Here is a 6,868-nt window from a genome sequence, read left to right as displayed (position 1 = left end):
TCATTGATCTTTGCTTAAAATATCAAATTGAACCAATTCCTACTTTATATCACTTTGAAATGCCCCAAGCTTTAGTGGAAGAATTTGGTGGGTGGAAATCACGAAAATGTATCGATGCTTTTGAAAAATATGCTCAAATTTGTTTCACTAGATATAAAGATAAAGTAAGATATTGGATAACTGTAAATGAGCAGTTAATTGCAATGGCTGCTAGTGATTTAAATGGGAATCATGAACCGGACAAAAAAAAGCAAATGAAAAATATGTATCAAATGTCTTATCATGTATCTATTGCTGAAAAAAAAGCTTTCGCTTTACTTCATTCAATTGCTCCACAAGCTAAAATTGGGGTAGTTAATGCGGTTCAAAATGTTTATCCTAAAACTTCATCACCACAAGATGTTTTAGCAGCTATGGATGGTGAAGAAATGCTGATGTATATGTTATTAGATATGTCGGTTTATGGTAAGTATTCATCGCGCGTAATTGATATTTTATCAAAAACTGATTGTTTACCAGTGATTGATGAATCTGATCAATTACTATTAAGTAATAAACCAGATTTTATTGGAATTAATTATTATTCAAGTATTTGTGTTCAAGAGAATAAAACAAACGAAATTAATTATAAGTTACCACCATTTTTTCGAAGTCAACAATTTGAAGTAGTTGATAATCAGTATCTTGAAAAAAGTGAATGGATGACTAATGGAATAGATCCATTGGGGTTAAGAACAATTATTTATAAAATCTATAATCGCTATCATTTGCCAATTATTATTACAGAAAATGGAATGGCTTATAGTGATTTATTAGAAAATGGTGAAGTGCATGATAACTATCGCATTGATTATTTAGCAAAACATATAAAAGAAGTATTGATTGCAAAAAAAGAAGGATATCCAATTTTTGGATATTGCCCATGGTCATTTATTGATGTACTTAGTTCACATCAAGGGTTTAAAAAAAGATATGGCTTAGTTTATGTTGATCGAAGCGATGAAGACATCAAGGAATGCAAACGATATAAAAAAGATTCATTTTACTGGTATCAAAAAGTAATCAATAATAATGGAGAAAATTTATGATAGATTTAACAAAACAACCATTCAATTTATCTCAAAAACAAATTGAACAAGTAGATAAAATATTTCAAAAGATGGATTCATCACAAAAAATAGGACAAATCTTTTGTCCTATTGGAACAGTTTTTGAAGCAGCCGAGATAAAGAAATTTATTGAAAAATATCAACCAGGTGGTTTAATGTATCGACCATTAGAAGCTAAAAAAATAAAGAAAATTCATCAAACTTTACAACAAAATTCTAAGATACCGTTATTGTTAGCTGCTAATTTAGAAAGTGGTGGTAATGGAATTTGTGATGAAGGAACATATTTTTCGAGACAAATGGCAGTTGCTGCCTCTAATAATAGCAACAATGCTTACAATTTAGGCTTAGTTGCCGGAAAAGAGGCTAATGCAGTAGGCTGCAATTGGTCTTTTGCTCCAATTGTGGATCTTGATTTAAACTATCGAAATCCAATTACTAACATTAGGACGTATGGTAATGATCCTAAAAAAGTTATCCAATTTGCAAGAAAACAAATTGCGGCTTTAAAAGAAAATAAGGTTATTCCTTGTATCAAACATTTTCCTGGCGATGGGGTTGATGATCGTGATCAGCATTTATTAAGTAGTGTAAATGATCTTGAAGTTGGTCAGTGGGATGAAAGCTACGGGAAAATTTATCAGCAGTTAATTAATGATGGAGTTTCTTCGATTATGGTTGGCCATATCTTAATGCCTAATTATGTTAAATATTTTAACGCAAAGATCAAAGATGAAGATATTTTACCTGCTAGTATTTCCAAGGAAATATTGACAGATTTACTTCGTAAAAAATTGAAATTTAATGGTTTAATTGTTAGTGATGCTACTGCGATGATTGGTTATAATGTGGCATTACCAAGAAGTAAAGCTCTACCATTAACAATCGAAAATGGTTGTGATATGATTTTATTCAATAAAAATATTGATGAAGATTATCAATTTATTAAAGAAGCTTTAGATAATGGTTTGTTATCAAAAAAACGTTTAGATGAAGCAGTTATTAGAATATTAGCTACTAAAATGGCAAATGGCTTGTTTAATGATATTATAGTTAATGATTTAAGTGTCATTGGCTGTAAAAAACATCAATCATTAGCGTATCAATGTGCTAGTGAAGCAATTACTTTGGTTAAAGATAAACAAAATGTTTTGCCAATTAGTCCTCAAAAATACAAACGGATTAGAATTTATTATCTCGAAGATACATCTGTTGGCGGCTTTAAAGAAGCAGGAGGCAAAAAAGAACTAGCAATATATTTAAAAAAACTAGGTTTTGAAGTAGATGTATTTGATTATCAAAATTTAAACTTTTATGAAATCTTTGAAGCAGGCGTTCAGTATTTTAAAGAAAAATATGATTTGATAATTTATGTTGCTAACTTTGATACTGCGAGTAATTATACTGTTAGAAGAATTGAATGGATTAAGCTAATGGCATGTGATGCACCATGGTTTGTTCACGATATACCTGTAATCTTTATTTCTATGGCTAATCCGTATCATTTGTTAGATGTACCAATGATAAAAACATATATAAACTGTTATAGTCAAAGTGATATTTGCTTAGAAGCGTTAGTAAATAAATTAACTGGGAAAGAGCCGTTTATTGGAAAAAGTCCTGTTGATGTTTATTGCAATAGATGGGATACGAAACGGTAGAGAGAGCTCACGAACTGTCGTGAGTTTTTTCTTTATCGATTAACTTTTTAATATAAAAATACATAAATAAAAAGCATTAATAAACATAAAATATAAGTATTTGTAATTTATATTTTTATATGGATAATTATAAGTGTAAAAGAAATAGGCTTAAAGGAGTTGGTTTAGTTGAATGAATGTTTTGATCAACAAGAAATGATAAATATATTAATGGATGCTGGAATGGAAGAAGAAAAAATTAATGAATTTATCAAAAGTATTGATAATGACTATAAAGCTAAAAGTCGAATGATCTTAAATGATCAGCGTAAAGTTTTATTACTTGATCTTCATAGTCAGGAAGATAAGTTAGATTGTTTAGACTATTTAATAAGTAAGCTTAAAAAATTAAAAATAATTTAAGGAGGACATAGTAATGATTTTAAATGAAGTATATCAATTAAATAACGGAGTAGAAATTCCAAAACTTGGACTTGGTACATGGGAAATTCCTGATGATCAGGTTGACAAAGCTGTTAAAGAAGCAGTTGAGCTTGGTTATCGTCATATTGATACGGCTCAAGGTTATGGTAATGAAGCTGGTGTTGGTAAAGGAATTAGAGAATGTGGTATTGCTCGTAATGAACTTTTCGTTACGACAAAATTAGAAGCTGATATTAAAGATTATCAAGAAGCAAAACAAGCAATTCAGGGATCATTAGATAGATTAAACATTGGTTACATTGACATGGTAATTATTCATGCACCCCAACCATGGGCTGAGTTTAGAAGTGATAATCATTATTTTAAAGAAAATATTGCAGTTTATCAAGCTCTTGAAGAATTCTACCAATCCGGTTTAGTTAAAGCGATTGGTTTATCAAACTTTGAAATTGTTGATATCGAAAATATTTTAAATAACTGTAAAGTTAAACCGGCTGTAAATCAAATTTTAGCACATATTTCTAATACTCCGTTTGAAGTAATTGAATATTGTCAAAAACATGATATTTTAGTAGAGGCCTATTCACCAGTAGCTCATGGTGAAATGCTTAAAAATGAAGCTGTTAAACAAATGGCTGATAAATACCAGGTAACAATTCCCCAATTATGTATTCGTTATTGTTTACAGTTAGATACTTTACCATTACCAAAAACTGCCAATCGTGATCATATGGCTAATAACAGTGATGTTGATTTTGGAATTAGTGATGATGACATGGAAGTTTTAAAGAAAATTAAAAGAATTGATAATTATGGAGAATTTGCAGTCTTTCCGGTTTATGGAAAGATCTAAATCATATCAAAAGCATTAGCTTTTGATATGATTATTAGGCATATACGAATATAAAATATAGGTATTTGTAATATTGGATAAAATATATATAATATTAACTATATTAATAGATAAGGAGATTAAAAATTATGATCGCTTTAACAACATTATTTCCCGTATTCTTTATGTTGGCATTAGGTTTTGTTTCTAGAATTAAAGGCTGGGTCAGCCCGGAACAAAAAGCTGGTGCGAATACGATTATATTTAAAATTTTATTCCCAATTTTGGTTTTTAGTTTGATGTGTAGTGCTACGATTGAAGCAACTCATATTCAAGTTATTGCTTATGTATTTATTGTTTATATTTTAGCTTTGATCATGGGAAAACTAGTAACCCCTTTAACTGGAAAAAAATACGCTCATTTTTCACCATATTTACTTACTGTAGTTGAAGGTGGTAATGTGGCTTTACCGCTTTATTTATCAATTGTTGGTACTTCTAGCAATACCGTTATCTTTGATATTGCGGGAACGATCGTTTGTTTTGTTATTTTCCCGGTATTGATTGCTAAAGAAGCTGCAACAGGATCTTCGACAAAAGAAATGATCAAAAATATTTTTACTAATTCATTTGTAATTGCCGTAATTTTAGGATTAGGTTTAAATTTAACCGGTGTTTATGGTATGTTGCTAGATTCACAGTTTGGAGCAATGATAACCAATACATTATCACAGGCAACGACACCAATTGTATCAATGATCTTATTTATCTTAGGATATGATTTAAATGTAGATAAAAAGACAATTGTGCCAATTTTAAAATTAATGTCAGTAAAAATAGTATATTATGCCTTAGTAATTGCAGGATTCTTTATATTATTCCCAGAACTTATGGCTGATAAGATTTTCATGATGGCACCAATTATTTACTTTATGGCACCAACTGGATTTGGCTTAATGCCAGTAATTGCACCATTATATAAAGATGAAGAAGATGCGTCATTTACCAGTGCTTTTGTATCAATGTTTATTATTGTTACTTTAGTTGTTTATACTTTAGTAGTTGTCTTTATAGCTTAAAATGGAGAAAGATTTATGGATGAAACGGTTAAGACGTTAAAATGCTACCATGATGGTAAAGAAATATATGGACAGTTATATTTACCAAAAGATTTGGATAAAAAAGTACCTATGGTAATTATTAGTCATGGTTACGGTGGTAATTATCAATATTCAGCTGTATATGCTAAGTATTTAGTTCAACAACAAATCGCTTGTTATGTTTTTGACTTTTGTGGTGGATCACCAGATAGTAAAAGTAGTGGAACAATGACAGAAATGTCCGTTTTAAGTGAAAAAGCTGATTTATTATCAGTTATTGATATGATTAAAGAACTTGATTTTGTCGATCAAAAACAAATTTATTTATTAGGAGAAAGTCAAGGTGGTTTTGTTTCTATGCTGGCTGTCTTAGAAAGAACTGATGATATTAAAGGAATGATTCTTTTTTATCCGGCATTAGTAATACCTGATGATGCTAGAAAAAAATTCCCTAAAGGGTCTAATATCCCAGAGGTAATTAATCATATAGGATATCAAATTGGTAGAAACTATTATTTAGATATTTTAGATATGGATTGTTTTGAAGCAATTCAAGGATTTAAAAAAGATGTCTTAATAATTCATGGAACTAAAGATAGTCTAGTACCAATTGATTATTCACGAAAAGCAAAAGAAATTTATCCACACGCTAAATTAATTGAAATTGATGGAGCTGATCATGGTTTTAAAGGACAAGATTTACAATTTGCTTTATTAAAAACAGCTGAATTTATTACTAAATAAAAGATTGCACAACCATAAAATAATCGTTATGATTATATTGAGGTGGTTCTATGTTGATAGAACAAAAATTAGAAACAGTAAAATTATCTTCAGCTCAACAGGCTGTAATTGATTATTTTTTTAAAGAAAGAGAAAAGATCAAAAATAAGACCATAAAAATGATTGCCAAAGAAACATATACATCATCGACGACAGTAGTTAGACTAGCAAAAAAATTAGGTTATCATGGTTTTGAAGATTTCAAGGATGATTTTTTAAAAGAGATTAATTATTTAGATACGCATTTTAATAATATCGATCCTAATTATCCATTTGTAAAAACTGATAACTTACAAAAAATATCCAGTAAAGTAACTACATTAGTTCAAGAAACAATCAATGATACATTAAACCTGATTGAACACGATAGCATGCAACAGGCAGTAAGGCTACTTTCAAATGCCAACCAGATTCATTTAGCGGCGATTTCCTATAGTTTACTATTAGGGCAAATGTTTCAATTAGACATGATGCGAATCGGAGTAGCTGTCAATATTTGTTCAATCGTTGGTGAAGAGCTATTTACTCCAGCAATCATAAAAAAAGAGGATTGTGTTATTTTTATATCTTATTCTGGTGAAATTGACCAGTTATGTTCTTTAGCTAAAATGGTAAAAGAGAAAGGGGCTAAAGTTATTGCCATAACTGGTTTAGGTAATAATCGGTTAAAAAAATATAGTGATGTTATTTTATCAATAGCTACTAGAGAAAAACTATATTCAAAAATTGCTGGTTTTTGTAACGAATATAGTATTAAATTAATTCTCGATATTTTATATTCTAATTATTTTGTTTTAAATTATGATGATAATTTAAAACAAAGAATTGCAATTTCCAAAAGTGCCGAAGTTAATCGGAAGGCAACAATCGATGTTATGAAAGAAAAATCGTAATTAAGTTACGATTTTTTTTGTTTATTTAAATAAAATCCGTAAACACTTACCGCTTTTAACTATCCAT

The 6,868-nt window shown here is 29.4% G+C and carries 7 protein-coding genes; all 7 read left to right on the top strand.

Features of this window, described 5'->3' with window-relative positions:
• Positions 1–1,088 (top strand): glycoside hydrolase family 1 protein (locus tag J7M77_RS16515; RefSeq protein WP_296880555.1); only part of this gene is annotated, 1,088 nt, incomplete at its 5' end.
• Positions 1,085–2,770 (top strand): glycoside hydrolase family 3 N-terminal domain-containing protein, encoded by a 1,686-nt coding sequence (locus J7M77_RS16510; protein WP_296880553.1) that lies wholly within the window; start codon positions 1,085–1,087, stop codon positions 2,768–2,770. The genes J7M77_RS16515 and J7M77_RS16510, both read left to right, overlap by 4 nt.
• Positions 2,771–2,938: 168 nt before the next feature.
• The gene (locus J7M77_RS16505; protein WP_296880551.1) at positions 2,939–3,172 is read left to right on the top strand and encodes a hypothetical protein; all 234 of its coding nucleotides are present in this window, start codon (positions 2,939–2,941) and stop codon (positions 3,170–3,172) included.
• 13 nt (positions 3,173–3,185) lie between these two features.
• Entirely contained in the window at positions 3,186–4,046 is an 861-nt protein-coding gene (locus J7M77_RS16500) for an aldo/keto reductase (protein WP_296880549.1), read from the top strand.
• Between the two features lie 128 nt (positions 4,047–4,174).
• A complete protein-coding gene (locus J7M77_RS16495) occupies positions 4,175–5,104 on the top strand; it encodes an AEC family transporter (RefSeq protein WP_296880547.1) in 930 nt (309 codons plus the stop codon).
• A gap of 15 nt (positions 5,105–5,119) precedes the next feature.
• Entirely contained in the window at positions 5,120–5,869 is a 750-nt protein-coding gene (locus J7M77_RS16490) for an alpha/beta fold hydrolase (RefSeq protein ID WP_296880545.1), read from the top strand.
• Between the two features lie 50 nt (positions 5,870–5,919).
• The gene (locus J7M77_RS16485) at positions 5,920–6,801 is read left to right on the top strand and encodes a MurR/RpiR family transcriptional regulator (RefSeq protein ID WP_296880543.1); all 882 of its coding nucleotides are present in this window, start codon (positions 5,920–5,922) and stop codon (positions 6,799–6,801) included.
• Positions 6,802–6,868 lie beyond the last annotated feature (67 nt).

Source organism: Thomasclavelia sp. (assembly GCF_017889095.1).
GTDB lineage: Bacteria > Bacillota_I > Bacilli_A > Erysipelotrichales > Coprobacillaceae > Thomasclavelia.
This window is presented reverse-complemented; position numbering and strand designations above follow the sequence as displayed.

Excerpts from the sequence above, each read along its gene's own strand:
- J7M77_RS16510 (WP_296880553.1), top strand. The coding sequence starts at position 1,085 with ATGATAGATTTAACAAAACAACCATTCAATTTATCTCAAAAACAAATT.
- J7M77_RS16495 (WP_296880547.1), top strand. The coding sequence starts at position 4,175 with ATGATCGCTTTAACAACATTATTTCCCGTATTCTTTATGTTGGCATTA.
- J7M77_RS16490 (WP_296880545.1), top strand. The coding sequence starts at position 5,120 with ATGGATGAAACGGTTAAGACGTTAAAATGCTACCATGATGGTAAAGAA.
- J7M77_RS16500 (WP_296880549.1), top strand. The coding sequence starts at position 3,186 with ATGATTTTAAATGAAGTATATCAATTAAATAACGGAGTAGAAATTCCA.
- J7M77_RS16485 (WP_296880543.1), top strand. The coding sequence starts at position 5,920 with ATGTTGATAGAACAAAAATTAGAAACAGTAAAATTATCTTCAGCTCAA.